Below are 1,365 nucleotides of genomic sequence, written 5' to 3'. Positions count from 1 at the left end.
CCAGGGGCATTGCATGTTCGAGATCGGTCCGGTTCGCCGGTCTTGTGATGTGATGTCATGTCTCGTTCTGGGGATGGTTGTTCCCCGGAACGCAGTGCAGGCACGGTGCCGGTGATCATGTGGTTGTCGAGACCCATGAGAACCGAGCGAGACCGTGCCTGCCCGAACATCATCGCCCATGCCCGCCGGGCTGGGACACCTGACCCTCCAGAATCGCGCTGTCACCCGACAGGATGCCGCTGACCTGCGGCGCTTCCTGATCTGGGTGCCCGACCCACGCAGTCGGCGGGGGCGGCGGTATCCGATGCTCCCCCTGTTGTGCGCGGCAGCTTCGGCCGTGCTGGCCGGTGCCCGTTCCCTCATCGCGATCGGGGAGTGGATAACGGACGCCCCGCAGTCGGCCCTGGAGGTCCTCGACTTCCCGGCCGAGCCGCTCACCGGTGTCCATCCCGTCCCTCACCCGGCGACCGTCCGGCGCCTGCTCCAGCGGCTGGACGGCGACGCTCTGGACGCTGCCATCGGAGCATTCCTACAGGCCAGAGGAGTACACCCGAGCGAGTCCGAGCGATCGGCGAAGCCGGTGCCGCGGGCGATCGCGGTCGACGGCAAGACGGTCCGCGGCTCGCGCACCGTCACGAGCACCGCGATCCAGCTGCTGGCCGCAATGGACCACCACGGCGTGGTCCTGGCCCAGCGGCAGGTCGCCTCCAGAAGCAACGAGATCCCCGCCTTCGCCCCGCTGCTGGACAGCATCGACCTGAGCGACACCGTGATCACCGGCGATGCCCTGCACACCCAGCACGCCCACGGCACGTACCTCCGCGAGCGCGGCGCCCACTACCTGGCCATCGTGAAAAAGAACCACCCCGGGCTGTATGCCCAGGTCAAAACGCTGCCCTGGGCGGACATCCCGCTGGACCACCGCACCCGCGACCGGGCCCACCACCGCGACGAGATCCGCCGACTCAAGACCGCCGCCTTCCACCACCTCGACTATCCCGGCGCCCGCCAGGCGATCCAGATCGTCCGATGGCGCCGCGACCGCTCGACCGGGAAGCTCACCATCGAACGGGTCTACCTGATCACTAGCCTGGACACCTACGACGCCACCGCCGTCCAGCTCGCCACCTGGATCAGGGGCCACTGGGGCATCGAGAACCTCCTGCACCACGTCCGAGACCGGACCTTCCGCGAGGACGACTCCAAAGTCCGCACCGGCCACCTGCCCCGCACCATGGCCGGCCTGCGCAACCTCGCCATCGGCATCTTCCGCCAGAACGGCCACACCAACATCGCCGCTGCCCTCCGCCACACCGGCCGCGACCACACCCGACCCCTGCGAATCCTCGGCCTCACGTGATCAAT

At 68.6% G+C, this 1,365-nt stretch carries 1 protein-coding gene; it reads left to right on the top strand.

Annotated elements, in window-relative coordinates; translation table 11 throughout:
* Positions 1 to 178: 178 nt before the first annotated feature.
* A complete protein-coding gene (locus ACWEQL_RS42450; RefSeq protein WP_452156985.1) occupies positions 179 to 1,360 on the top strand; it encodes an ISAs1 family transposase in 1,182 nt (393 codons plus the stop codon).
* Positions 1,361 to 1,365: the final 5 nt, after the last annotated feature.

Source organism: Kitasatospora sp. NPDC004240 (assembly GCF_053603215.1).
This window is presented reverse-complemented; position numbering and strand designations above follow the sequence as displayed.